The 25,131-nt window shown below is 50.5% G+C and carries 22 protein-coding genes; all 22 read right to left on the reverse strand.

Annotation, left to right across the window (positions count from 1 at the left end):
- Positions 1-172: 172 nt before the first annotated feature.
- Entirely contained in the window at positions 173-1,282 is a 1,110-nt protein-coding gene (locus ACFQ88_RS36175) for an MraY family glycosyltransferase (RefSeq protein ID WP_239630491.1), read from the reverse strand.
- A gap of 411 nt (positions 1,283-1,693) precedes the next feature.
- On the reverse strand, positions 1,694-2,833 hold the full coding sequence (gene csaB / locus ACFQ88_RS36180) for a polysaccharide pyruvyl transferase CsaB (protein ID WP_379462392.1): 1,140 nt from the start codon (positions 2,831-2,833) through the stop codon (positions 1,694-1,696).
- Positions 2,806-4,863 carry a DUF5693 family protein gene (locus ACFQ88_RS36185; protein ID WP_379462397.1) on the reverse strand — a complete coding sequence of 686 codons (2,058 nt, stop codon included), beginning with the start codon at positions 4,861-4,863 and terminating at the stop codon, positions 2,806-2,808. The genes csaB and ACFQ88_RS36185 overlap by 28 nt, the downstream gene beginning before the upstream one ends.
- 17 nt (positions 4,864-4,880) lie before the next feature.
- A complete protein-coding gene (locus tag ACFQ88_RS36190; RefSeq protein ID WP_379462399.1) occupies positions 4,881-6,587 on the reverse strand; it encodes a phospho-sugar mutase in 1,707 nt (568 codons plus the stop codon).
- 73 nt (positions 6,588-6,660) lie between these two features.
- A complete protein-coding gene (fabZ, locus tag ACFQ88_RS36195) occupies positions 6,661-7,092 on the reverse strand; it encodes a 3-hydroxyacyl-ACP dehydratase FabZ (protein ID WP_239630495.1) in 432 nt (143 codons plus the stop codon).
- Between the two features lie 195 nt (positions 7,093-7,287).
- A complete protein-coding gene (locus ACFQ88_RS36200; protein WP_379462402.1) occupies positions 7,288-7,839 on the reverse strand; it encodes a CDP-alcohol phosphatidyltransferase family protein in 552 nt (183 codons plus the stop codon).
- 112 nt (positions 7,840-7,951) lie between these two features.
- Positions 7,952-8,209 carry a DNA-directed RNA polymerase subunit beta gene (locus ACFQ88_RS36205; RefSeq protein WP_239630497.1) on the reverse strand — a complete coding sequence of 86 codons (258 nt, stop codon included), beginning with the start codon at positions 8,207-8,209 and terminating at the stop codon, positions 7,952-7,954.
- Between the two features lie 27 nt (positions 8,210-8,236).
- Positions 8,237-9,106, reverse strand: a complete 870-nt coding sequence (locus ACFQ88_RS36210) for a flagellar hook-basal body protein (RefSeq protein WP_379462404.1) — start codon at positions 9,104-9,106, stop codon at positions 8,237-8,239.
- Between the two features lie 196 nt (positions 9,107-9,302).
- The gene (locus ACFQ88_RS36215; RefSeq protein WP_379462406.1) at positions 9,303-10,211 is read right to left on the reverse strand and encodes a flagellar hook-basal body protein; all 909 of its coding nucleotides are present in this window, start codon (positions 10,209-10,211) and stop codon (positions 9,303-9,305) included.
- 73 nt (positions 10,212-10,284) lie between these two features.
- Complete coding sequence (gene mreB / locus ACFQ88_RS36220; RefSeq protein WP_239630500.1) at positions 10,285-11,283, reverse strand: rod shape-determining protein; 999 nt, start codon at positions 11,281-11,283, stop codon at positions 10,285-10,287.
- Positions 11,284-11,475: 192 nt separating this feature from the next.
- The gene (gene spoIIID / locus ACFQ88_RS36225) at positions 11,476-11,763 is read right to left on the reverse strand and encodes a sporulation transcriptional regulator SpoIIID (protein WP_239630501.1); all 288 of its coding nucleotides are present in this window, start codon (positions 11,761-11,763) and stop codon (positions 11,476-11,478) included.
- A gap of 187 nt (positions 11,764-11,950) precedes the next feature.
- Entirely contained in the window at positions 11,951-12,688 is a 738-nt protein-coding gene (locus ACFQ88_RS36230; RefSeq protein WP_239630502.1) for a M23 family metallopeptidase, read from the reverse strand.
- Between the two features lie 67 nt (positions 12,689-12,755).
- The gene (gene spoIID, locus ACFQ88_RS36235; RefSeq protein WP_379462409.1) at positions 12,756-13,799 is read right to left on the reverse strand and encodes a stage II sporulation protein D; all 1,044 of its coding nucleotides are present in this window, start codon (positions 13,797-13,799) and stop codon (positions 12,756-12,758) included.
- A gap of 250 nt (positions 13,800-14,049) precedes the next feature.
- On the reverse strand, positions 14,050-15,369 hold the full coding sequence (gene murA, locus ACFQ88_RS36240) for a UDP-N-acetylglucosamine 1-carboxyvinyltransferase (RefSeq protein WP_379462411.1): 1,320 nt from the start codon (positions 15,367-15,369) through the stop codon (positions 14,050-14,052).
- A 192-nt stretch (positions 15,370-15,561) separates the two neighbouring features.
- Positions 15,562-15,813 carry a DUF1146 family protein gene (locus ACFQ88_RS36245; RefSeq protein WP_239630504.1) on the reverse strand — a complete coding sequence of 84 codons (252 nt, stop codon included), beginning with the start codon at positions 15,811-15,813 and terminating at the stop codon, positions 15,562-15,564.
- 20 nt (positions 15,814-15,833) lie between these two features.
- Positions 15,834-18,341, reverse strand: coding sequence for a S8 family serine peptidase (locus ACFQ88_RS36250; protein WP_379462414.1), 2,508 nt, complete (start codon positions 18,339-18,341; stop codon positions 15,834-15,836).
- 369 nt (positions 18,342-18,710) lie between these two features.
- Complete coding sequence (locus tag ACFQ88_RS36255; protein ID WP_379462416.1) at positions 18,711-20,225, reverse strand: NADH-quinone oxidoreductase subunit N; 1,515 nt, start codon at positions 20,223-20,225, stop codon at positions 18,711-18,713.
- Positions 20,226-20,229: 4 nt separating this feature from the next.
- Positions 20,230-21,858, reverse strand: coding sequence for a complex I subunit 4 family protein (locus tag ACFQ88_RS36260; RefSeq protein ID WP_379462418.1), 1,629 nt, complete (start codon positions 21,856-21,858; stop codon positions 20,230-20,232).
- Positions 21,848-23,731, reverse strand: coding sequence for an NADH-quinone oxidoreductase subunit L (nuoL, locus tag ACFQ88_RS36265; protein WP_379462420.1), 1,884 nt, complete (start codon positions 23,729-23,731; stop codon positions 21,848-21,850). Before nuoL ends, ACFQ88_RS36260 begins: the two co-directional genes overlap by 11 nt.
- Positions 23,732-23,807: 76 nt before the next feature.
- Positions 23,808-24,119: an NADH-quinone oxidoreductase subunit NuoK gene (gene nuoK / locus ACFQ88_RS36270; RefSeq protein ID WP_239630509.1), complete on the reverse strand. Its 312-nt coding sequence runs from the start codon at positions 24,117-24,119 to the stop codon at positions 23,808-23,810.
- Positions 24,120-24,121: 2 nt separating this feature from the next.
- The gene (locus ACFQ88_RS36275; RefSeq protein ID WP_379462422.1) at positions 24,122-24,646 is read right to left on the reverse strand and encodes an NADH-quinone oxidoreductase subunit J; all 525 of its coding nucleotides are present in this window, start codon (positions 24,644-24,646) and stop codon (positions 24,122-24,124) included.
- 1 nt (position 24,647) lies between these two features.
- Positions 24,648-25,091: an NADH-quinone oxidoreductase subunit NuoI gene (gene nuoI / locus ACFQ88_RS36280; protein ID WP_239630511.1), complete on the reverse strand. Its 444-nt coding sequence runs from the start codon at positions 25,089-25,091 to the stop codon at positions 24,648-24,650.
- Between the last annotated feature and the right edge of the window lie 40 nt (positions 25,092-25,131).

Consider the following 25,131-nt stretch of genomic DNA (forward strand, 5'->3'; position numbering starts at 1 on the left):
CTTACCGCTGTTTTGCTACCAAATATGTAGTGCCGTAGCTTTCCAAAGTTAGTTGTACCTAATTTATCGGTCAAAAAGCATGAAAAATTTAGTCGAATCCTGAAATTCCGCAAAACAAAAAATCCCAAACCAATTAAGGTCTGGGATTATCATTCTTTTAAGGATATATCCGTTACTTCATCATTCTGGATCTGGCATTCAGCATGACTCTGACTTTATTGATAAACTGGAACACCGGCTTCTTGGTTTGACTAATAATTCCTATCGCTTCCGCTCCAACTACAAGCACCGCAATGAGGATAATAATGAGCAGTACAACGCCCCAAATGAGCTCCTGCTCCGACATGTAGGAGAGAAGCACGGCAGATAAACCAAAAATGGAGGCAACGCCATAAATGATCAAAACGGTAACCCGATGGCTGAAGCCCAGCTGCAGCAGGCAGTGGTGCAAGTGACTCTTGTCCGGTTTGGAGATGGGCAGATTATTAACCCAGCGCCGCAAAATCGCGAAGAACGTATCGGACAATGGAACACCTAGAATCATAATAGGAACTAACAAAGATAACACCGTAGCTTGTTTGAATCCAAGAATGGATAACGTGGCCAAGCTGAACCCAAGAAACAATGCGCCCGAATCTCCCATGAAGATTTTGGCGGGATGAAAGTTATAAAATAAAAAGCCGATGATACTGCCAAGCAAAATAACGCTCAGCAAAACAACCGTTATATTCCCCATCATTAATGCCAATACAAGAATCGTTGTTGTAGCAATTCCCGAAACGCCTGCCGATAGCCCGTCAAGACCGTCAATCAAGTTAATAGCATTCGTCACTCCGACAATCCAGAAGATTGTAAGCGGAACAGCCAGCCAAGTTAATGACAGCGTCGTATCTCCAAAAGGTACATTGACCAGGTCAATGACAACCCCGGAATAAACAACGACACAAGCAGCTAAAATTTGGCCCAGCAATTTCACTTTTGGTGATAAATCGAATCGGTCGTCCAATGCGCCAACCAGTACAATGATAGCACCGCCTACAAGCAGCCCTAACGCAACGTCCCCATTCAGTGAATCGATAACCGGCGAAATAACGAAGTACGCGCCGACAAATCCAACAAAAATGGCAAGTCCGCCTAGCCTTGGCATGATGCGGCTATGTACTTTCCGATGATTGGGTGCATCCACCGCGCCTACCCAAAAAGCAAACTTTTTGACGAGAGGCGTCATCAGAAGGGCAATCAAGCACGCTACAGCAAAACCAATTCCGTATAAAACATTCATATTTGTTTTCACAGCCCCTTTTATCTATAAAAACCCCAAACACTACAGATTATACTCCGTTTGAGACCGTAACACCACACTAATTTTCAGGAAAATAGGCGATAAATCGGTTGTTTTCATAGTAATTTTCAAGGTTTCTGTACGTTTTCTTGTTCGCGAATCGCTTCACTGCGTATTTCATGCTCCAGCGCCAGATTGGGTAAGTTTCCCTACATCATAGGTGATCCGAATCGCTCGACTTACTTATAGGATGTCCGAATGAAGCAGCGGAATATTCTCTCTTCAATCATGCTTCATCCGACGACTAAGCTAACTATATATTAATGGAAGAAACACATTCGTCCGTTCGTTATAACGATTCGCAGCAGCCACCATGATTTCAGGGGATGCCCCGAGCAAAAAGCTACGATGTTATCTGGAATCTTCCGCTTTGAGGTAAAACGACGCTATAGCCTTCGCCGGAAACTGGGCTTCGTTCTTCAGCTGATGAATCAGCTCCCGCTTCTCCTCCCGCCACGAGTCCCGCTCTTTTAACAGGCGCAAAGTTTCGTTTGCCACCGTTTTCGCTTGAAACGCTTCCGTTGTAGCAACCGAGGTCATCCTCAGCCGGTTCAGGAACTGGTCGATCTTCGGATCATAAGAGATCCCGATCATTGGAACCGCCTGGGATGCCGCATAAATAAGCGAATGCAGACGCATGCCGATGAGCACCGCACATTGACTTACTTCCGCCAGCATGTGCTGCGGATGAACCACATTGTCAGCCATAGTGATTCTGGAACGGTAGGCTTCCCCTAAGTGATCCCGAACTTCAGCGGAAGCAGCTGCGTCCGAAGGCAGATGGAACGGAAGAAAGCGGATAACGGTCTCGCTGTTATCAAGAACCGTTTTCAATGCTTCGGCCAGCGCTTTCAGCTCCGAACGATCCTGATTCCAATATCGGACGGAGACGCCGATAACTGGTTTTACTTCAGAATCAACACCTGCCGCGGCCACTCTTTGTACATCATATGACCCCATAGGCATTCCCATGACCGGATCAGGGACAACCGCAATCTCATTGCCCACCTTCATTCGCTGCAGCAGCTGTTTGGACTCTTGATCCCGAACCGAAATGTATTGGCTCTTATCGAACGTGGAGCGGATCCAACCGAAAAACATTTTTTTATGGACAGGACCAATGCCCTGCGAATAAACAAAGGTCGGCTTTCCAAGCCACTGTGCTATTTTGAGTATAGCGAGATAGTAAGGGATCGTCTTGGCGCTGGTAGCATCCTGCAGAAGACTGCCGCCGCCGCTGATCAAGCCGTCGGCTCCTCTTATGGCTCGTATCACTTCGCCAAGTCTCATACGATGAGCGGATTCGACGCCGTAGGTTCGGCTTGTTTTCTCAGGCTGGATGGAGAGGACCACCGGTACAAAACGAATACCGCTAGCCTTTCCCTGCTCCTCCAATGCCAGTAGAATGGATTGTAACACCGCTTCGTCACCGCTATTGTCGAAGCCGTAATATCCGGATAAGACTATTCTTTTAGTAATAACGGTGTCCAACGACGCCAACTCCTTACTACGATCTCCCATACGACAATCAAGCCGATTCCAATCGGGATGCCGAACGCCAGCCCGTAAACGATACGAATCGAAGAAATCATCAGCGGCGTATGCAAATGGGCAAACGTATCCACAATAGAGGCTTGTCCTACAACGCCGACCAAAATGAGCAGCAGAGCACTGCGATATTTCACGCACAAGTAAGCACCAAGCAGGAACAACGGATGCGCGATCAAAAACTCCTTCGTTCTCGGCCGAACACCCAATGTGTTCTCAAGGAACGAGCGGAACAAACGTTCGAAAGCGGAGGCTTGTCCTTCGTTACCGGTTCTCGACAAATAGTACATCGCTCCGGCTACTAAGACAGCTGCTCCGATAACCCACAAAACACTGATGTAGGAAGTCAGCAGCTTTTTCCCCTTTTGCAGCTTTTCGCGATGGGTGAGATCATCATTAAATAGCAACCAGTAGAGAGCTACCAATACAATCGGCAGCAGGTGAAGCACGCTTACGCCACGGAATTGATCGATCACAAGCTGATAAATAATGCTGTTCAGCAGCCCGACGATGAAGCAAATACCGATTACCGATATAGCCGACGTCTTAAGCAGCAGCCAAATAGCGAATAGCAGCTTGGATCCGCCTTGGGATCCATGTCGGTTTCGCGCTGTTCGGATAGCGAAGAGGATCGCCAGCGTCGGGGCGCAAGTACCCGCTCCCAGAGCCAATGCTTGAGCGAACAAATTCGCGTTCAGCACATAAAGACCGGCCCCTCCGATCAAGCCGACAATGAAGACAAGCAGCGCAATCTCCGGGATAAAATACGATATCGTCAACGTGATTAACGCGATGGCGCCGATAAACAGCAAGCCTTTGGCGATCTTCTGCCATCCGGAATGGAACGGGAAGAAGCGCTCTGCAATACCCAGTGTATAGCCGGCGTCCTGAATTCTGTTAAGCGCGCCGTCAGGCCCCACCAAGCTTTTACGCAGAGATTCCAACGGATTCAGAATCAGGCCCTTGTCCAGGTTTTTCACTGCCTTCGCATTCAAGAAGACCATACGGATATTCCGGTCTTTGACCGCAAGGACAAAGCGGTCGGCCACACCCTGGATCCGGTCGTTCAATTCCTGCTCTGTCAAGTTCTCCGTCAGCTTCTCGCCGTCCTTTTCCGTAAATGAGTGCAGACGAACGACATTGTAATCGAGCAGCTTCGCAAGCTTGTTAAAGCCTTTTTGCTGCGTTTTTTGCAGTTCGATGTTCGCGAGGCCCATATGGTGCTTTTTCATAAGCTCGGACATCTTTTCAATGTTTTCAAAGTCAGAATCGCTCACATAGCCGGGAACGGTTTCCCCGTCTACGATGAACCTTTTGACCCCGTACTTTTGAAGCTGTCCAAGCAGCGTATCCATTCGCTCCTCATTGAAAGGTCTGCGGTTGGACATTCTCATTACGATCTGGAACCCTTGATCCTTCAGCATTTGCAGCGTTATAGGATCCGGATCCATCGGCTTAAGGTTTGCTTCCTCCAAGCCCATCTCAATAATCAAGCCGTTTTGATTTTTGAAATTCCACGGTCTTGTCTTTACATTCAAGCTGGAGAACGTTTGGACAATTAACGGCTGCAGCTTCTCCTGCGAATCCTTTTCGGCAAACAGGACATAGGTGAAGTTCTCATTCGGCGAAATCGGGCTTTGAGTCAGAGCCGTCGCTTCATGGGACGAAAATACCTCGATCCGGCGGGCAAGCCTGAGCTCATTCAACGTCGATTCATAGATCGCCATAGATTGAATACCCGCTTTTTTCATCTCTTTCACCTGGTTGGTGACAAACTGCCGCGGATCGGTTTGCGTATCGGAAATTTCCAGAAGGTCGCGGTAATCAAAGACAAACTCCACTTTGCGCGCCGTTTGCTGCTCCGTTTCATTTCTTTCATAGGCTATAGGAAGGGAGGCCAGCATCCCTAAGATAACCAGCCACCATAACCACTTTATGCTTCGTTTGTTCCATTGCAAGTAGCGCCCAGTCAACACGTTCACTCCTACCGTTAGTTTTGGTCGACCCGGCTCATTACGGCTTTAACCAGCCCATGAATCGCGTCCGAAGCCGCTTGCGCGGAACTGCCGCGGACAGCAAAGTATACTTTGATTTTTGGTTCCGTTCCGGAAGGGCGCAGGCAGAACCAGGAATTATCCGACAGAGTATATTTCAATACATTTTCAGCAGGCAGATCATACAATCCGAGCGAGAAATCCTCCACCTTGACGACTTGCTGCCCGTTGATCTCGGCAGGCGGGTTATTGCGCCAGTCGCGCATAATACCTTGGATTTGCTCTACGCCGTCCTTGCCTTTCATCGTACGCGACTCGAGCGACTCCAGGAAATAGCCGTGGCGCTCGTACAATTGCTGCAGCACCTCGTACAGCGTCTTGCCTTGGTTTTTATAGTAAGCGGCAGCTTCACAAATCAGCATGGAAGCGATAACCGCATCCTTGTCTCGTGCGTAAGTGCCGGCTAAATACCCGTAGCTCTCCTCGTAGCCGAACAAAAACTCCGCTTCCTTCGAGGATTCGAACTTCGTCATTTTCTCACCGATATATTTGAAACCTGTCAGCGTGTTCAATGTCTCTACGCCATAATGCTTGGCTATGACAGCTCCCATTTCGCTGGTCACAATCGTTTTGATCACAACGCCGTTCGCAGGAAGCTCTCCCCGCTCCTTCAAGCTATTAAGCAGGTAGTCCACCATAATAGCACCCGACTGGTTGCCTGTCAGAACAAAATATTCCCCGTTCGCATCCTTAACAACAGCGCCCATGCGGTCGCAGTCCGGGTCGGTACCGATGATGATGTCCGCATCGACTTCCTTCGCCTGGCGGATAGCCAGCGTGAAGGCTTCCTTCTCTTCCGGGTTCGGAGACTTCACGGTAGAGAACTTCGCATCCGGCAGCTCCTGCTCCGCCACGACGTCGACTTGGGAGAAGCCTACCTCCTCCAACACGGCGCGTACGGACAAATTCCCCGCTCCGTGCAGCGGCGTATAAACAACGCGGAAATTATCGCTCATTTTCTTAATGAGCTCTTTATTCAAGCTTACGGAAGTGACTGCGGCGATATACTGATCGTCCAGCTCCTGTCCGACCCACTGCAGCATGCCTGCAGATTCGGCCTGCGAACGCGTCGAGCGTTTGACGTCCGCGAACGATTGCACCTTCTGGATTTCTCCAATCACTTGTTCAGCTTGATCGGGAACCAACTGGCCGCCGTCGGCGCCATACACCTTGTAGCCGTTATATTCCGGCGGATTATGGCTAGCCGTGACTACGATGCCGGCCGTTGCCTTCAAAGCTCTTACGGCAAAGGACAGTTCCGGCGTAGGGCGAAGCGATTCGAATACATAAGCCTTAATCCCGTTGCCTGCGAGTACTTTGGCCGCTTCCAGCGAAAACTCGGGAGATTGATTACGGGAATCGTAAGCAATGACTACGGACGGATTCGTTGCGCCCGTTTGGTTGACGAATTGGGCAAGCCCTTGAGTAGCGCGGCCCACCGTATATAAATTCATCCGGTTCGTGCCTGCCCCAATAACTCCGCGGAGGCCTCCGGTACCGAATTCCAGATCACGATAGAAACGATCTTCTATTTCTTTAGGATCGTTAGCGATGCTTGTAAGCTCCTGTTTGGTTGCTTCATCGATGGCAGGATCGTTTAACCATAGTTGATATTGTTCTTCGACTCGGTTTTGCGTACTCATGCTCCATCTCCTTAAATTTAATAGATATATGGGTTCTATCGTGCCCTCTTGTGAGGGTTCACGGTTGTTTTTATTATTTGGGGTCGGACAAGGCGAACATTAGCGTTCCTTCGGCAACGACCTTATCCCCTACTTTGGCAACAGCCTGTCCTTTGCCGATGGAGCCTTTTAAACGGGTGATCTCCACCTCTAAAGTCAGCGTATCGCCAGGAACAACTTGACCACGGAACCGGAATTCATCAATGCCGGCGAAAAAGCCTAATTTGCCCCTGTTCGCTTCCACCTGCAGCATCGCTACGGTACCGACTTGCGCAAGAGCCTCCACGATCAGCACGCCTGGCATAACCGGATAAGCCGGGAAGTGTCCGGCGAAAAACGGCTCGTTAATGGTCACATTCTTGAGACCTACCGCTCTGACCCCGGCTTCTACCTCCAAAATTCGGTCTACAAGTAAAAACGGGTAACGATGGGGAATAATTTCTTGAATCTGCATTGCATCCAGCACAGTTGTGTTGCTCCTTTCAGGTTTTAGAATAAAATGTATAGTTTCAACTTACACTATGCTTATCCTTCATGATCTGCAGTAATGAAGGTTGATATAAGGGAGCTTATGTGCGGGTTTGCCAATGTATGCCAGCCCGAACCATAAGCTCTTTTTCCCGATTCAATTGCACCTATATCGGCGCGCTTGTCTCATAGCTTAGTTGCTATGATTGTGATGGTTCGATGCGGGAGAATCGTCTCCCTTTTTATTCAGCAGCAGGAATTGCACTATGTAAATCACCGAGGTCAAAAAAGAAACCGTGATGACGAACCACAAGTATGCGTTTGCGTAAGGAAGCTTAAAGACGATGAGCAAAATCGCTACGTAATAGAGCACCGTAGTCAATTTCCCCATAGCGTTGGCCGGAACCGTCTGTTTGCCGCGAAAATGAAATATCGCTGATCCTACGATCATGCCAGCATCCCTCAGAAACATCGCTATGGCAGCCTCCCACGATATCATTCCGGAGAATACCAGAGAAAGAATCACCGTGATCATCATGGACTTGTCCGCCAACGGATCCAGCATGCTTCCGAGCTGAGTCACGAGCTTGCGTCTGCGCGCAATATAGCCGTCCAGAACATCCGTAAGTCCCGCTACCAGCAAAACTAAAAAAGCGGTTTTCACGTATCCTGCCCGGAACACGGCCACATAGAGGGGAATCAGTAAAAATCGGCATAGGGTTAACAGGTTAGGCACATTCCACACGGAACACTTGTCTCCCCCTCCAGCTCATTTGGGCATTCGTCCCATCCTTACATTATACCGTTCTTAGACAAAAAATAAAACTCCCATACCGGGAGCTTTGATTGAAATCCTATTAAGCTATAGAAAAGACCAGATCGTAGATATGGCGCCATGTATCGAGCTCGTACACCTCTTCAAGCGGCCGCTTGCCCAAATACACATAGCCAAGAACCAGCCCGGTGCATAAGGCAACCACGCACAATAGCGGGATCGCCAGCCACCTGCTTATAGAAAATACAACCCTCTTCCATTTTGGTCTGGAAGCGGCTTTCTTTTTCTTGCTTGGTTTGCTCTCTGACTTGACTGCTTTCTTGCCTTCTGTTTCCGTCATGCTCACCAACCTCACTTCAAAAGACGCTTAGCCGTTGCGCAAACCGTTCGCAAGACCCATCATCGTATCCGAGGAGGTAACCGCCCGGGAATTCAGCTGAAATGCCTTCTGCACTTGCAGCAAGTCCGTCATTTCGTCAGCCAATGTCACATTGGCCTGCTCCAAGAATCCTTGACGAACCGTAATCGGGTCAACCAGATTGTTAGCTGCGTCCACCGTTTGCAAAATTTCCTCGCGATTCGCGACATCCGCCGGCAAATTGTATAAATTATCACCCAACTGCTGCAGCAGCTGCGGGCGAATAACACGTACCATTTTGATTTGTCCGACCTCGATCGGAGGGGCTGTTTTATCTGCATCGTCGGATGCCATAATGGTTCCGTTCGGCTCGATTTTGATGGTATGGTTCTCCGGAATCCGGATCGGATTGTCGTCCGTTCCCATAACATAGTTCCCTTCCTTGGTCATCAGGAACAAATCCGGATCAGCCGGATCGGCGGATTGGCTTAATTGGAAGGATCCGTTGCGCGTCCATACGGTTTGCGTCGTCAAATTGTTATTGGCATCCCGGATGACCGAGTTGATCTCGAACAACCCGTTGCCTTCCACGGCCACATCCAAAATATTTCCCGTCGCCTGCAGCGATCCTTGAGCCATATTGAGCTGAGCCTGTACAAGCTTCGCACCCCAGCCTTGGTTATAACCAAGGGGCGACAACCGGCCGAGCTTCTGAAATCCGTTAGGCTGCTGCTTTACGCTGGTCAGCACATCCTGAAACGAAGCTTCTCTGCGCTTGTACCCGGTGGTGTTGGAATTGGCGATATTGTTGGCTACCAGATCCAGCTTTTGCTGCAGAGCATGCATCGAGACGGATGAGTTTATCATCGAATTGTTCATGGGTTCCTCCTGAAAGCTTTGCGGAGCAAAGCTAGCATCGAAAGCATTACTGAGTTTTGCGGAGCAAAGCTTGCCTCGTAAGCGTTACTGAGCTTTGCGAAGCAAAGCTAGCATCGAAAGCATTACTGAGTTTTGCGGAGCAAAACTTGCCTCGTAAGCGTTACTGGGTTTTACGCAGCAAAACCGGCGTCATAAGCTACAACCGGCCAACCTCGTTAACAGCCTTGTCCATGCTTTTGTCGTAAAATTGAACGACCTTCTGATTCGCCTCATAAGCCCTAAGAGCAGCCATCATGTCGACCATGGATTGGGTAGGATCCACATTCGAACGCTCGACGAAGCCTTGGCGGATTTCTACCCGATCGTTAGGATCATTCGGATTGATAGCTCTGACCAGACCTTCTTGTCCATCATTGATACGGTACAAGCCGTTGCCTTCGCGGACGAGCTGATTAGGATCATCCACCCTGCTCACCAGCAAGCTCATCGGCTCATTGTTCGCATCGAGCAGCAATTCGCCGTTAGCGTCGGTAAGCTGTCCCGACTTGGTGATATGGAAATTCGTAATCGGCGTTTGCATTACAGGGTCAAACAGCACAACCGGCTGGCCGTTCCCGCCTATAACAGCATGTCCATCCCCTGTAATCAATTGCCCGTTGATGTCTACAGATAACTTGCCGTCCAAAGAATATCTCTGCTCGCCGGCCGCATTCTGCACGGTAAAGAATGCCTGCGGCTGAACGATGCGCGTTCCGTTCTCGTCCACATATTTGCCTGACGCATCAAAACGAGCGCCCGGCACTTGAATGTTCGAGATTAAGGCGAAGTCGAACGGGTTGTTCGTTTCCTGAATATCGCCCTGCTTATGGACAGAGACATTCTCCTCCGCCATCACGCCGGTGTTGAGCTGGCCGACAGGAACCGCTCCCGCTTCGCCTTTTCCATTGTTAATCCGCGCAATGAGCATTTCCGGGAACGACCGGTTAATGCCGTTGCCCTGTTTAAAGCCCGGTGTATTAATATTAGCGATGTTGTTGGTCACGATGTCATGTCTGCGCTGTTGAGATATCATTCCTGAAGCTGCGGTGTAAAAACCTCTTAGCATGTAACCATGAACCTCCCAAACGTATGTTCTAAAGCCTACCCGAAAGCAATCGGCCTACATGTATTATCGGTTTTTAGAACTTCCGTTTTGAGACCTTATCGAGGTTGTCCAACATAATGCCTGTCCCTTTTACGACGCAATGCATCGGGTCTTCCGCAATAAGAACCGGCACTCTAAGCTCGTCCGCCAGCAATTGGTCGATTCCATGCAGCATGGCGCCGCCACCGGTCAAAATCACGCCGCGATCGATGATGTCCGCCGACAGCTCCGGCGGTGTCCGCTCCAGCACCGATTTAGCTGCAGCTACGATGGAGGATACAGGATCCCACAGCGCTTCTTGAACTTCATTCGAGTTGATGGTTATCGTCAACGGCAGCCCGCTCACCATATCTCTGCCGCGAATATCCATCGTTTCCTTGCGTCCGTCCGGATATACGGTTCCGATCTTCACTTTAATATCCTCTGAAGTCCGTTCACCGATCAGCAGCTTGTATTTGCTCTTGATGTATTTCATGATGGAGGAGTCGAACTTGTCCCCCGCGATTTTAATGGAAGAGGAGGTGACGATATCGCCCATAGACAGCACGGCCACATCTGTCGTCCCTCCACCAATGTCAACGACCATATTCCCGCTAGGCTGGTAAATATCCATACCCGCTCCGATCGCCGCAGCTTTAGGTTCCTCTTCCAAAAATACCTCACGCGCTCCGCTGCGTTCCGCCGCTTCACGAATAGCCTTCTGTTCCACGGACGTAATATTCGTCGGAGCGCAAATGAGGATTCTCGGGTGGCTGTACCACTGCTTTCCTCCTACCTTATTGATGAAATGCTTGAGCATTAATTCGGTGATCTCAAAGTCGGCAATGACACCGTCTTTAAGCGGGCGAATAGCCACAATATTACCTGGAGTACGTCCAACCATGCGGAACGCTTCCTCGCCCACAGCCAGCACCCGCTTCGTATCGCTTTCAATAGCGACCACAGACGGCTCATCCAGAACAACGCCGCGCCCCTTCACATGTATCAGGACGTTCGCTGTCCCCAGATCTATGCCAATATCCTTGCTTAACATTGAAATGTTCCTCCCTAAACAAAACCGTCCATTCCTTAAAAAGAAGCGGCACCTCTTATTATAATTTTCGTTAAATTATTACATTCGCTATATATTTTCAAAATCCTCTTTTTTCATCATTTTTTTCGACATGAATCGCTTCGTTTTGTCGGTTCGGATCGGTTCTGGGGAGTAAAGAATTTCATTGCCATGCTACTTTACAGTGACCAGCTTATCCTGAGCTTTAGGGCTGCGTGTCTTCCTGTATTTGATCTTCGTGGCTTCTCCCCCGCGCAGGTGACGAATCGACTTATGATACTCAAGAATATGCTTGACTTGATTAGCTAAATCCGGGTTGATTTCGGGCAGCCTTTCGGTTAAATCTTTGTGCACCGTACTTTTGGAAACACCGAATTCTTTGGCAATCGTGCGGACCGTATGCTTCGTTTCCACTAGGCAACGTCCGATTTTAATGGTCCGCTCTTTGATGTAATCGTGCACTCCCCTCGCCTCCCTACTCGAGTTAGTTTGGTACATTATATGAGGGGCGTTTACTTATATTCTTTGTTTCCAAGCATGACAAGCCCAATATGACACAATTATTTTCAAGGACAAGCGGTAACGGCGCCTTGGAATGCGAAAAAAAGGGAGCGTCTATGCGCCCCCTGCCCATGTTATTCCATTCCAATTAATTTGTAGCGGTCATAAATTGTTCCGGATTTACAGCTTGGCCTTCTTGACCTTGACGAACTTCAAAGTGAAGGTGGGTGCCTTGCTCCTTCTCCAATTCATTGCGGCCCGCTTTGGCGATCACGTCGCCCTTTTTCACTTCAGCGTCTTTAGCTACCGTGACTTCGGACAAGCTTTGATATACGGAGACCAATCCGTTGGAGTGAGTAATCTCGACCAAGTTGCCGACAACCGGGTTTTTCTCAACTGCAGTAACTTTACCGCTCATAGCAGCCAACACCTCAAACGGCTGATTGTCTGGTCTCGAGAAATCCATACCCATGTGCGGTGTGAACGTGTCGCCATACTCAACCATAGCGGTCTGTCTCACTTCATTCGAAGCTTTGCTGTCGAAGAAAGGAAGCGTTACTTCCAGCTCGTTGCGATCCTTAACCGGCCATTGCATCGATTCGGTGCTGCCATTGACAGCTACTGCGTCCGGCTTCATCACGTTGTCGGTTACCGTAGCGGATTTGGAACTGTCGATCCCCAGCTCATTGGTGAGGGACGACTTTCCGGCATCCTGGTATACCCACATTAACGTTAAGATAATTGCCGCCGCTGCCATGTACGTTGCAGGAAATACCCACTTTTTCGCCAGTAGTCTTTTCCAGGAAAAAGATGGACTCGATTGCGCTCCTTCGATAGTTTTAGGAGCTTCTTCTTTTTGCAAATCTCTCTTTTGATCATTATTCATAGATTTATCACCTCGCTAATCATTGTTGCCACGGATGCGAGTTTTATACGCGAGGTGATCTATTTTTTTAGAAACTTTTCCCTTTTAGTAGGTTTGCCGCTCTATCAATCTCAATTCCGGTGTAAAAGTATTTGACGATGTCCTCGGCCTTGCGTCCTTCCTTGGCCATTCCGTTCGCTCCCCATTGACTCATGCCGACCCCGTGCCCGTAACCGAACGTGGTGATTTGGAGACTGCTTCCCTTCCAGCTCCACTGGAATTGCGAGGAGGCCAAGCCGAGCTTTTCTCTTACGTCGCGGCCGGTGAACGTTTTTCCGCCTATGCTGATGTTCTTGATCCGGTGCCCTTGCGTGGTCTCGATAACCTTCATAGCGCCGCTGCCGCTGGCCGACGCCGGAACCGCGCTGCGCAGGCCCAGTTTCGTTTGAAGCTCTTTGGCCGTCAAGACTGTCGTTTCCCTGTACCGGGGCGACAGCTGAACATCCCAAGGGCTTGGGACACTGCGCAAATAAGGAATATATTGATTCCAATAGTCTTCCGAATTTTCCGTATACCCGTTGCTCGTGGAGAAAAAGGTCGCTTCGATCGGCTTGCCCTGATACGTCAGCACGGAATCTTTCGTTTCATTTACCGCCCGGCTCAGCTTGTCCATATTGGAAACGTAGGCCGCCCCCCATCGCGCTTTCAAATCATCATCGGTGCTGTAGGCTTGATGAGCGATCGTATCCGTTACCCAAGCTCCAGACACGGGCATGTTGCTGAAATCCTGGTCCAAAATGCGGCGAACGATGTACGTTCGAGCGGCCATTGCCTGGGCTTTCATCGCTTCCAATTCAAACTCGATAGGCATTTCCGCGGCCAAAACGCCTCTTACATAGGCCTCCAGCTGAACCGATTGGATTTTCTTCTCTTTGGATAAATAGACGGGGATGACGAGCGAAGAAGCGTCATTCTGTGATTGAAGCTCTGCTGTCGATTGCGGCACCGCGCCGGCAGGGGTGTGCGTCGAATCGGTAGTCTTTACAAGAATAGCCGGTACCAGAACTACGACAGCTACAAAGCTGGACAAGCATGCAGCCGCCCAGCGGATGATCTTTTTTTTGTTGTTCATTCTCCTGCTTCCTCCATCTTCTGTCGGCTCTTATCGCTCCTCCAGAACGGTTCCGTCCGCTCCGCTATCATTTCCTGGATACTCTCAAAATGCCGGGATCCTTCCTGCTAGCGCAGGTAACATCATCTTATGAGCCGAAAAGATAGAATAGAACACGGAAGCAAGCTCTCTTACAACTTAAGAGCAAAGAGAAAAAAAGAGGAGACCCTCTCCATAACAGAGAGAATCTCCTCTATAAGCTCGCAGCATCTTATGCCAAGCTTGGGCTGACTGCAAAAATCGAAATCGGCTCCTCCACCGGCTCGGCCACTTCCAGCGGCATTCTTTGAACGTCCGCACCGATCAGACGCAGCTTGTTCGCAATATCGACATAGCCTCGATCAATATGATGGACGCCGGTAATCTCGGTTTCTCCGTCGGCGGCCAGAGCTGCCAATACTAGAGCCGCGCCGGCACGCAGGTCGGTAGCGCATACTTTGGCGCCGCGCAAACGGTTGCCTCCGCCAATAACGGCGGTACGCCCGTCGACTTTGATCTGCGCGTTCATATTGACCAGCTGCTCTACATGCATGAAACGGTTCTCGAATACCGTTTCCGTCACGATACTCGTCCCGTCGGCCGTAAGCAAGAGCGCCATCATCTGGGATTGCATATCGGTCGGGAAGCCGGGATAAGGCAGCGTCTTCACGTCGACACAACGAAGCGGTCGGTCGGTATACACGCGCAGGCCGTTCTCGTCTTCCTCTACGTGGACGCCCATTTCCTGCATTTTGGAAATGACTGGCCGCAAATGATCGCCAATCGCTCCTTCAATGTACAAATCGCTGCCGGTAATGGCCGCGGCGATCATATATGTACCCGCTTCAATTCGATCCGGAATGACCGTATGTACGCAACCGCTCAGCTTTTCCACGCCGTCAATTCGAATAAGACCGGTGCCCGCACCGCGAATTTTTGCACCCATGGCGTTCAAGTAGTTGGCCAAATCCACAATTTCCGGCTCTTTCGCCGCATTTTCAATCGTGGTTGTACCCTCTGCCAACGTGGCAGCCATCATGATATTTTCCGTAGCGCCTACGCTGGCTACGTCCAAATACACTTTGGCGCCCTTAAGACGTCCGGATATTTTCGCATCGATATATCCTTGGCCCAGCTCGATCTCGGCACCCATGGCCTCGAACCCTTTCAGATGCTGGTCGATCGGTCTCGTACCGATGGCACATCCGCCGGGAAGCGATATTCTCGCGTGTCCCATCCGGGCCAATAAAGGTCCCATCACGAGAAACGAAGCCCGCATTTTGCGAACCAGCTCGTAGGATGCTTCACAAGTCCTTATGTTCTGTGCATTTACGCGTATAGTTTCATCTTTATATTCAATTTCGACACCAAGACTTTCCAAAACCTTGTTGATCACAATAACGTCGTCCAGGGGAGGCGCGTCATGAATCACGCTGACTCCTTCTGTACCCAAGATAGAGGCTGCGATAATCGGCAGGACGGCATTTTTTGCGCCGTGTATTTTCACTCTGCCGGACAATCTTTTGCCGCCGCGGACGATAATTTTGCTCATCATGGTCCCCCTCCGCGCTGTTTTCATTGCATACTGTAACAGTTTAGCATTGAACCTTCAGCATGTAAATTTTCAAATTGAAAAACAAACGATCACGAATACTATTCGGAGCTAATAAGGGATTTCTAACGGTTGTACTAACCATTGTTGACAAAATTCACCTTAGTTATTCTAAATCCAGTGGACAAACCGTCAAAACATCCCCGAAAGCCAGGTCGACCAATGAAAATAATCGACAAAAAATTTCGCAACCTGATAGCCCAATGCAATCGACAAAAAGATTTGCAGCACCTTGCTTTGGATGCTCTTTGGTTTTTTTACTATTTTATCGAGCTGAAGTTCTTGCAGCGCCCACCACGAGCATGCAATGCATACGAGCACGATGAAGATGTTCATTAACCCGTTCATCCCCATGGACGTGCTCATTTGATCTACATAATCCATACTTGACCCCCGTTTTCGGATTAAGGCATGATTTTCGCAAGCATCGTGACAAATTCGGCCCTGGACGCCTGCTGATCGGGTCTGTAGCTGCCATCGTCGTAGCCGGTAATCCAGCCTTCCGCCTTCATTTGCTTTAGCACGCCAACGCCCCAATAATTTTCATCGACATCGGTAAAAGGAATCGCGCCCCGCCGTTTGCCCGATATGTTCATGCTTCTGGCAATCATCGAGGTCATTTCCATCCGGCTCACCGGCTGGTCGGGCGCGAACGAGCGATCAGGATAGCCATCAACAATTCCTGCTTGGGCGGCCTTGGCAATATCCGCGTAAGCCCAATGCCCGCTGGACACATCGGTGTAGCTGATCGTCTTTTGCTTGCTGAGCTTGAACGCCCGGCTAAGTATCGTCGTCGCTTCCGCACGGGTTATCGGCAAATCCGGACGGAACGTGTAGTCGTCGTAGCCGTTAATGATCTGTTTGCCGCTTAGCTCCAGGATGCTGTTCAAAGCCCAGTGCTCCTGAATGTCGGCATACCCTCCGATTAGAGGCTTGGCTTTGACCATGAGCTGATACACATCGCGATCGAACGGCTCGCTTGCCGTCAGCTTCAAATAATACGTCCCCGATGGAAGCCGTTGATGCAGCATGATGATTTTCCTGCCGTCGCCGCTCGCGATCGGACGCATGCTTCCATCGTACAGGAACGCGAACATAGGAACGTTCGGAATGCCGGTTACATTCAACTGCGCATACGTATCGCCGCTTAACTGGAATTGATACCAATCCACGTCGTCCGCCTTATCGATCAAACCGGTGTATTCAGTATCCAGCGAGATCGTCGTCGCCTGATAGGAGCGATTGTTCGGCTCGTTAGGGTCCATTTGCTTCGCATCGTATTCAATATCCAGCATATACTCGCCAACGACCGCGTTCGCGTATTGTTTGACGTTGCTTACTTTAATATAATATTTGCCCGGAAACACTTCCGCTAGCGCCAGCATTTCCGTAACGCCATCATCGTCGGTATCGATAGTGGTGCCCTTCTCTCCCTGCTTCTGCACGAACAATACCGGATCGATCCGGGCCGTATCCGTGCTGAGGCGTATCGTAAGCGATCCGGACTGTTCTACCGGAAACTCGAACCAATCCTGGTCGCCAGTCTGATGAAACGTTCCTTTCAGTCTCTGGCTTCGGGAAGGGAGCACGTATGCTTTATATTGTTTATCGTTATCTTCGAACTGATCGCGGTAAATGTCAAAAGACGTGGTCAGCTTGTAAGGCACTTCGCCGGTTTGATTCCGGTCCGTCAATTGAAGCAGCAGGTAGCTTTTGCCTTGGGTTACCTTCAAGGGCACCGGCTGACCGGGGTGCGCCGTCACACTGCTAAAGGTGCCTTTGGCATCGGTATGCTGCACCGTCACCGTCTGTCCTTCCGCCAATTCGAAGGTGAGGTTCACCGTGCCGTCGTACGGGGCATCGAATGAGAACCAGTCCTGGTCCGAGCCGCCGGTGAACGATGCGGAAATCATCTTGCTCACGGAGATCGCTTTGGCTTGATTTTTCCGGTTATTCGGTTCATACATATCCAGTAAAGGCATCTCCGCGAGGGCGCGATCCGCACGCAGAAGCCCGTAACCCGTAGACTCATCCCATCCCGTATCCATCAAATCCTGTGCGGTTTGCCGCAGCAGCTGACGAATTTGGTACACCTTCATATCCGGATACTTGCTCCATGCCAAGGCAGCTACGGCAGCGACTTGAGGAGCGGCCATGGACGTGCCGTCCTTATGCTCATACGAATTGCCTTTGGCTGTCGTGAACACATCCCACGGGGCAACAAGATCGATCTCCGGCCCCGAATTCGACAGGCTGTTCGCCTGGAAATCGGCCGACATGCCGCCAACCGCCAATACCGTAGGATACGCAGCGGGATACCTCACCCGGTTGCCTTCATTCCCCGTCGCTGCGACGAGAAGCACGTCTTTTTCCTCCGCATAGCGGACAATATCATTCATATAATCAGAATATTTATTAATGCCAAGGGACAGCACAACTATTTTCGCCCCATGATCAATGGCATACTTGATTCCTTCGCCCAGTTTCTGCTCCCCGCCGGAACCGTCCGACTCCAGCGCTTTGATCGGCATGATTTTGGCATCCCACAAAATGCCCGAAATGCCTCTGTCATTGTTGGCTGCGGCAGCCAATACGCCGGCCACATTCGTTCCATGCCCGTTATCGTCCTGGGGCAAGAGCTTCGAATTGATCAGATTGATCCCTGGAACCAAATTCTTTTTCAAATCGGGATGATTCAAATCGACCCCGGTATCGACGATGGCTATCGTTATATTGGAATTGCCTTTCGCTATATCCCATGCTTCATTGATATGGATGTCTTTTAAGTAAGTTTGCTTTTCCCCCAGAGGATCGTTTGCCGTTGCCGCCAGCACTTGACCGGCACACAGCAGCATCATCACGATCACAACGGCCCAATGAACGAGTTGGCGAGTAACGGTTTTATGTAACATGTCCATGGTTCCTTCTTTGCTTTTTGGAGTAGCTTACCTATTTCGATACAGCCCCCTTGTTTCCTGCCGTACGGGGCCGTTCCCAGACTAGTAAATGATGGAGGTTTGAGCAGCGCCATCGTTTAGCTCATTCATTGTACCACTTCTATTCCGTGCGGTGAATAGCTGGATGACGCCCTCTCGATGCAAAATTATGACAACTTAGCGACGGTCATTCCTTTGACTGCCTAACCCCCTATTCAGAAGTACCGATCGGTTCCGTATCGTTGCGCACCATGCTAAGTATTAACACAAAAAAGCCCGGTTTGACACGCATGAAAGCGGCCAACCGGACTTTATTTTTTATGACTCAGGTCTATTCTTCTGGAACTAGCTCAAGAAAAATAAATCCTGCGTCAAGGAGAAGATTTGTTCGATCCATCCCAGCACCCATTGAGGGACGATACCGAGCAGCACGCTAATTCCCGCACACAGCCACAGTGTAATCCCAAGAGGCAAGGGCACTACGACGTCACGCGACTCGAAATCGGTACGCATGAACATTTGGCGGATCAAGCCAAAGTAATAATAGAATGAGACTACGCTCGTACCGATCATGACGGCTGCCAGCCAGTAATGCTGAGTCTGCATGGTGCCCATCATAATGTACACTTTACCGAAGAAGCCGCCGGATAAGGGAAGCCCCGCCAAGGAAAGCACCAGCAGCACGGTCGCTATGGCGACTCCCGGAGCCCGGTAATACAGGCCGGCCAGCGAACTGATCGCTTCTTCGCCTGAAGACCGTTCCATAATCATGAGGACGGCGAAAATCCCGATGTTCATAAACAAGTAGGCAATCAGGTAAAAAGCAAACTCCGAAAAGTTGGAGTAGTGCGCCATAGCAAATTGGACCGCGATCGGGACAAGCAAGTAACCTGAATTGGCAATTCCGGAGTAAGCCAACAGCCGCTTCAGGTTGTTTTGGCGCAGGGCGGTAAAGTTACCGATGATCATTGCCGCTGCCGCCACCACCATGAGGGATAGCAGCATATCGCCGTGGAACGGCAGGCTCATCAACTCTCCAATACCGAACACGCCGTATAGCATCCGGAATATGATAGCGAACGCCGCTGCCTTCGATACGACCGCTAGAAACGCCGTGACCGGCGTCGAAGCTCCCTGATACACGTCCGGCGCCCACATATGGAACGGAGCCGCCGCAATTTTGAAGCCGAATCCGGCCAGCAGCAGGAAGAACGACAAGTACAGGAACGGCATCATGGCTTCGCCGTTTTGTCCGAGCGCCGCATTGATTTCCGCGATACTGGTTGACCCCGACATTCCGTACAGGAACGACATCCCGTACAAAATCAAGGCCGACGAGATCCCGCCCAGCACAACATATTTGAACGCACCTTCGTTGGAACGGAGATCCTTCTTCCTCATAGCAACCAGAATATAAGACGTGATGCTGAGCAGCTCCAAACCGACATAGAGCGTAATCATGTCGCCGGACGACGCCATAATCATGCCGCCTAATGTTGCAGGGAGAAGCAAGTAGTAGAACTCCCCGATATGCGGTACTTCCTCTTCCTTTACGGAACCGATGCTCATGAACGTTACCAGTGCAGCCCCCGTCAGAAGAATCAGCTTCATGATGTTCGCAAAGTCGTCAACGCGGTAGCTGAAATTCAACAATACTTTCGGCTCCGTCGGATTCAAATATCCGAGTACGAACAAGCCCGATACGACAATGCTTACGAGCGAGAGCCATCCGAGCGCCGTACGATTCACTCGTTTGGGCAGCAACAGGTCGAGCAGCGACAATACGACCGCAGCTATAACCAGAGTCAGCTCCGGTGCCAAGTATGCCAGATCGCTCCCTTGGAGACGTAGTTGTTCCACCGGTCTAACCCCCCATCTTCACTACGGTATGGATAAATTGATCGAAGCTGCTGACCGTCTGATGCAGCGGATCGCTCAGCACCGCAGGGTAAATGCCCAGCACGACGACAAAGGCAACCAGCGCTACCATCGGAATAGCTTCCATTAACCGGGCATCGCGTATGCCTTCCGGCTGTACTTTCGGCGGCCCGTAAGTAATGCTCAGTACCCCGCGCAATACATACACCGCCGTCAGAATCACGCCGACCGTTCCGATCACCGTAATGATTTTGGCTTTTTCGAACAAGCCCGCGAAGGCCAGGAACTCACTGATGAACCCGGACAAGCCCGGCAGACCAAGCGATGCCATACCAGCAACCAGCAAAATGCCGGAAATGAACGGCACGTTCTTGGCGAGCCCGCCCAGCTGATCCAGCATGGTCGTTTGCGTCCGCTCATAGATAGCACCGACCAGAAGGAACATAAGCGCCGAAATCAAGCCGTGGGACACGAGCTGGAAGATCGCCCCCTGCATCCCTATCGTGTTGAATGCCGCAATCCCGAGCAGCACGATCCCCATATGGCTAATACTGGAGTAAGCCAATACCAGCTTGAAATCCTTTTGTACGAATGCCAGGATCGCCCCGTACAAAATATTAATTACACCCAGAATCGCCAGTACCGTCGCCCACTGCGTCGCTTGCTGCGGGAACAGCAGGATGCCGAAGCGGATCAAGCCGTACGCCCCCATTTTCAGCAAAATGCCGGAGTGGATCATAACAATCGACGGCGGAGCTTCCGTATGTACCTTCAGCATCCAAGTGTGGAACGGGAAGATCGGCAGCTTGATTCCGAACGCAACCAAGAGCAGGATGAATAGCGTCCATTTCATCGTCTCGCTCATGAAGAACGGGTTGCCTTCCAAATCTCCTTGATTTACATAAGCCGCCTGGTCCTGAAACAAATGACTCGTTATGACGCTGAGGTCACCGCTGTAAAAAATCGATGTGCCGGCATCATTCGACACTTGCCCGAAGCCTGCGGTCACAATAATAATCAGAAACGCAATCAGCATGACGGCCGAGCCCAAGCCGTTGTAGATCAAGAACTTGTTGGCCGCCCGCTCCCGCTCCATGTAGCCCCAGATTCCGATCAGGAAAAACACCGGAATGAGCGTCACTTCGAAGAAGACGAAGAATAAGAACAGGTCTTGCGCCATAAAGACTCCGAACATCCCGGTTTCTAACAGCAAGAACAAAATGTAGTACGATTTCCATCTTTTCTTGATATACACCGACGCAAGCGCCGCCATCGTACCGATGAATGCGGTTAGGAACACCAGCGGCAGTGACAAGCCGTCTACCGCCATGTTGTACTTGAACTGGAAGTAGTAAGACGTCATCTGATTCAAGCCTTGCGCCTCATGATTGAGAGGGACTTGAATCCATGTCGCTTCCTCCTTGAACTGCATTCCTTCGAGCTGGTGATTGAAATCGGCATAGAGCCAAGCCGACAAGGCCAGCGGGATCAGTGTGGCGATTATGGCGATCGTCTTGATCCATCTGCCCCGGTCTTTCGGCATGAATAGAAGCACCAGAACGCCAAGCAAAGGAGAGAAGGTGATCAGCGATAAAATATACGAGCTATCCGACATGGATAAACCTCCTTCCCGCTAATGCCAGCACCAGAATGATAAGCCCTAGCAGCGTCATCAAGCCGTAGCTTTGCACCTGACCGTTTTGCAGCCTGGAGCCGATCCGGCCGATCCCTACGACGGAATAGCTGGCCAGCTTCACAATGCCGTCAACGATATACTCGTCGAACAAATGCAGTACGATGCCGAGCCCTTTGAGCGGTTTCACGATAATGGTGTCATAAATCTCATCGATATAAAACTTCCGGTTTAGCAGCCGGTACAGCCACGGAGCGCGGCTTGATACGGCATCACTCGGGATCGAACGTTTCACGAAGACCAGATAACCGAGCCCGATACCCGCTACTCCTGCCAGAGTAGAAAGGATCATGACGATTCCGCTGGCATGCTCTTCCGCCTCGTGACCGGTCAACCAGGTGCCGAGCCAAGGACTGAATGGCGTGAACACGAAGCCGGCTACTACGGCGAGGACAGCCAACACGATAAGCGGCAGTGTCATCGTTGCCGGAGATTCGTGCACATGCGCCTGGTGGCGAGGCTTGCCCAAGAACACCAGGAAGAACAGTCTAGACATGTAGAACGCTGTAAAGAACGCAGCGATGAGCCCGATCCAGAACAACAACGGATTATTGGCATACGCTTCTGCCAAAATCGCATCCTTCGACCAGAAGCCGGATAGCGGAGGAATTCCCGATAATGCCAGGGCACCGATGCCGAACGTCCAAGCCGTAATTTTCATCTTGCTTCCGATGCCGCCCATCTCATGTATATCCTGCGTATGTACGGCATGGATGACGCTGCCTGCCCCGAGGAACAGCAGCGCTTTGAAGAATGCGTGCGTAAACAAGTGGAAAATGCCCGCCGTATAGGCGACCGTCGTCCCAATCCCCAGCGCCATCATCATATAGCCCAGCTGGCTGACGGTGGAGTAGGCGAGAATCCGCTTGATGTCGTTTTGCGCCGTCCCGATGACGGCTGCGAATATAGCTGTAAAGCCTCCGATGCAAGCAACTACCATGAGCGCCGTTGGAGAGGCCCTGAAAATGTCAAACGTGCGCGCAACCAGATATACGCCAGCCGCAACCATTGTCGCAGCATGGATCAGGGCGCTTATCGGCGTAGGGCCTTCCATCGCGTCAGGCAGCCATGTGTGCAATGGAAACTGGCCTGATTTGCCTATCGCACCGACAAAGATTAATATTGCGATCCACGTAGTTATATCGCCCGATATTTTCCCGCTAGTGAACGCATTATGAATCGAGGTGAAGTCCAGAGCGTGATTAGGCATCGCCCAGAACAGAAGAAGTATGGCAATCAGCAAGCCGACATCCCCGATTCTTGTAACGATGAACGCCTTCTTGGCCGCAGCCCGCGCCTCGGGCTTGAAATACCAAAATCCGACCAAGAGGAACGAGCACACCCCGACCAGCTCCCAGAATATGTACAGCTCCAGCAAGTTTTCCGAAATGACCAGCCCGAGCATGGAAAACGTGAACAGCGCTATGTACGAGAAAAATACATTGATTCGCTCGTCTCCCTCCATGTACCCTTTCGAGTACAGGTTGACCAGCAAGCTGACCAAGGTCACGATAACAAGCATCAATGCGTTCAGGTTCGTTATTTCAAAGCCCATGTTCAGCGAAAACGTGCCGAGATTGATCCATTGCAGCTTATTCCACGTATAGTCCTCGATTTGACCGCCCAACCGCTCGATGAAGATGAGCAAGGAGACGACAAAAGAGGCGAAGACCGCAACGATACTGATATAAGCGCCCGCTTCTTTTAATTGGCGTCCCACTGCCGTCAGTATTAGAAACGATAGCAGCGGGAACAACGGGATGAGCCAGGCATACTGCGAGTAGGCCGATATCATGAGTTAATGTCCTCCTCCTACAAGTTTGCGTAAGCAAACTTACTTCGAAAGCGCTGCTAGTCGACTCGCCAGCAAGCTATCGTTTCAACGAATCCATCTCGTTGACATCCGTCGTTCCTTTGTTGCGGTACAGCGCGATCAAAATCGCGACCCCTACGGCCGCTTCCGCCGCGGCAATCGTAATGTTAAACAGCGAGAAGATTTGCCCCGTCAAGTTAGGATGAATGCCCAGCTTGGAAAAGGCGACGAGATTCAAGTTCACTGAATTCAGCATCAGCTCGATGGACAACAGCACGACGACGGCGTTCTTTTTGGACAAAGCGCCGTACAGTCCGATACAGAACAGGATCGCCGCCAAAGTCAAATAAGGAGTTACCAACCCTTCCATGCCTAGTCCTCCTCTCTCTTGGCGATGACAATCGCTCCGATGAAGGCTACCGTCAAGAGCACTGACATCAGTTCAAAAGGAATGACATGCTGATTGAACAACAGCTTGCCGATCTCCATCGTGTTGTCCTCTGCCGCCTTGAACTCTCCCGATGGGAAGGTGACGTTCTGAATCGCATAGAACAGGACGCCGAACAGCGCCAAGGATCCGATAATCAGCAGCACATTATGGACCGGCCGCTTCGGCTCCGCTTCCTCCCCCTGGTGCTTGGTCATCATGATCCCGAAAATCATGAGGATTGTTATCGCACCGGCGTAGATCAATATTTGCACAAAAGCTACGAACTCCGCATCCAGAATGACGTACAATCCCGCCATACTAATAAAGGTCAGAGCCAGTGCGCACACCATGTGAACGACCTTGTCGAAGCTGATCATAAAGATCGCCCCGCCTATCGCCATCAGAGCAAAGACGAAAAACGCGATATTCTCACCGCTGGATAAAAACGTTCCGATATTTCCCAGCATGCTATTTCGCCCCACCTTTCGGAAGCGCCGAGTTGTTTTCCTTCCGCACATTCACATTGTTTTCGTTGAGCCACTGCAAGTTTTTGAACAGATCGTCACGGCTATAGGTACTGAGCTCAAAATTATTCGTCATGACGATAGCTTCCGTCGGACATACTTCCGTGCACAAGTCGCACAAAATACAAATTTCGAAGTTGATATCGTACGTATCGATGACCTTGCCCTTTTTCTCTGGGTCCGGGTTCGCTTTACCGATTAAGTTGATGCATTCCGTCGGGCAAATCCGAGCACACTGGTTGCAAACGATGCATTTGTCAGGATCAAAATGCTGTATGCCCCTGAACCGGTCCGGCATTTGCAAAGGCACGTCCGGATATGCATAGGTCACTTTTTTCTGCGTCAAGCTTTTCAGGGTAACACCGAGACCTTTGACTATGCCTTTCATGATTTCTCACCCTTTCCAAAGCGCCATGGTTATTTGAATG

Source organism: Paenibacillus sp. NPDC056579 (assembly GCF_042793215.1).
Taxonomy (GTDB): domain Bacteria; phylum Bacillota; class Bacilli; order Paenibacillales; family NBRC-103111; genus Paenibacillus_S.

Coding starts and splice junctions, on each gene's coding strand:
- ACFQ88_RS36175 (WP_239630491.1), bottom strand. CDS start 1,282: ATGAATGTTTTATACGGAATTGGTTTTGCTGTAGCGTGCTTGATTGCC.
- ACFQ88_RS36190 (WP_379462399.1), bottom strand. CDS start 6,587: ATGAGTACGCAAAACCGAGTCGAAGAACAATATCAACTATGGTTAAAC.
- ACFQ88_RS36205 (WP_239630497.1), bottom strand. CDS start 8,209: ATGACGGAAACAGAAGGCAAGAAAGCAGTCAAGTCAGAGAGCAAACCA.
- ACFQ88_RS36210 (WP_379462404.1), bottom strand. CDS start 9,106: ATGAACAATTCGATGATAAACTCATCCGTCTCGATGCATGCTCTGCAG.
- ACFQ88_RS36215 (WP_379462406.1), bottom strand. CDS start 10,211: ATGCTAAGAGGTTTTTACACCGCAGCTTCAGGAATGATATCTCAACAG.
- mreB (WP_239630500.1), bottom strand. CDS start 11,283: ATGTTAAGCAAGGATATTGGCATAGATCTGGGGACAGCGAACGTCCTG.
- ACFQ88_RS36230 (WP_239630502.1), bottom strand. CDS start 12,688: ATGAATAATGATCAAAAGAGAGATTTGCAAAAAGAAGAAGCTCCTAAA.
- spoIID (WP_379462409.1), bottom strand. CDS start 13,799: ATGAACAACAAAAAAAAGATCATCCGCTGGGCGGCTGCATGCTTGTCC.
- murA (WP_379462411.1), bottom strand. CDS start 15,369: ATGAGCAAAATTATCGTCCGCGGCGGCAAAAGATTGTCCGGCAGAGTG.
- ACFQ88_RS36245 (WP_239630504.1), bottom strand. CDS start 15,813: ATGGATTATGTAGATCAAATGAGCACGTCCATGGGGATGAACGGGTTA.
- ACFQ88_RS36250 (WP_379462414.1), bottom strand. CDS start 18,341: ATGTTACATAAAACCGTTACTCGCCAACTCGTTCATTGGGCCGTTGTG.
- ACFQ88_RS36260 (WP_379462418.1), bottom strand. CDS start 21,858: ATGTCGGATAGCTCGTATATTTTATCGCTGATCACCTTCTCTCCTTTG.
- nuoL (WP_379462420.1), bottom strand. CDS start 23,731: ATGATATCGGCCTACTCGCAGTATGCCTGGCTCATCCCGTTGTTCCCG.
- nuoK (WP_239630509.1), bottom strand. CDS start 24,119: ATGGAAGGGTTGGTAACTCCTTATTTGACTTTGGCGGCGATCCTGTTC.
- ACFQ88_RS36275 (WP_379462422.1), bottom strand. CDS start 24,646: ATGCTGGGAAATATCGGAACGTTTTTATCCAGCGGTGAGAATATCGCG.
- nuoI (WP_239630511.1), bottom strand. CDS start 25,091: ATGAAAGGCATAGTCAAAGGTCTCGGTGTTACCCTGAAAAGCTTGACG.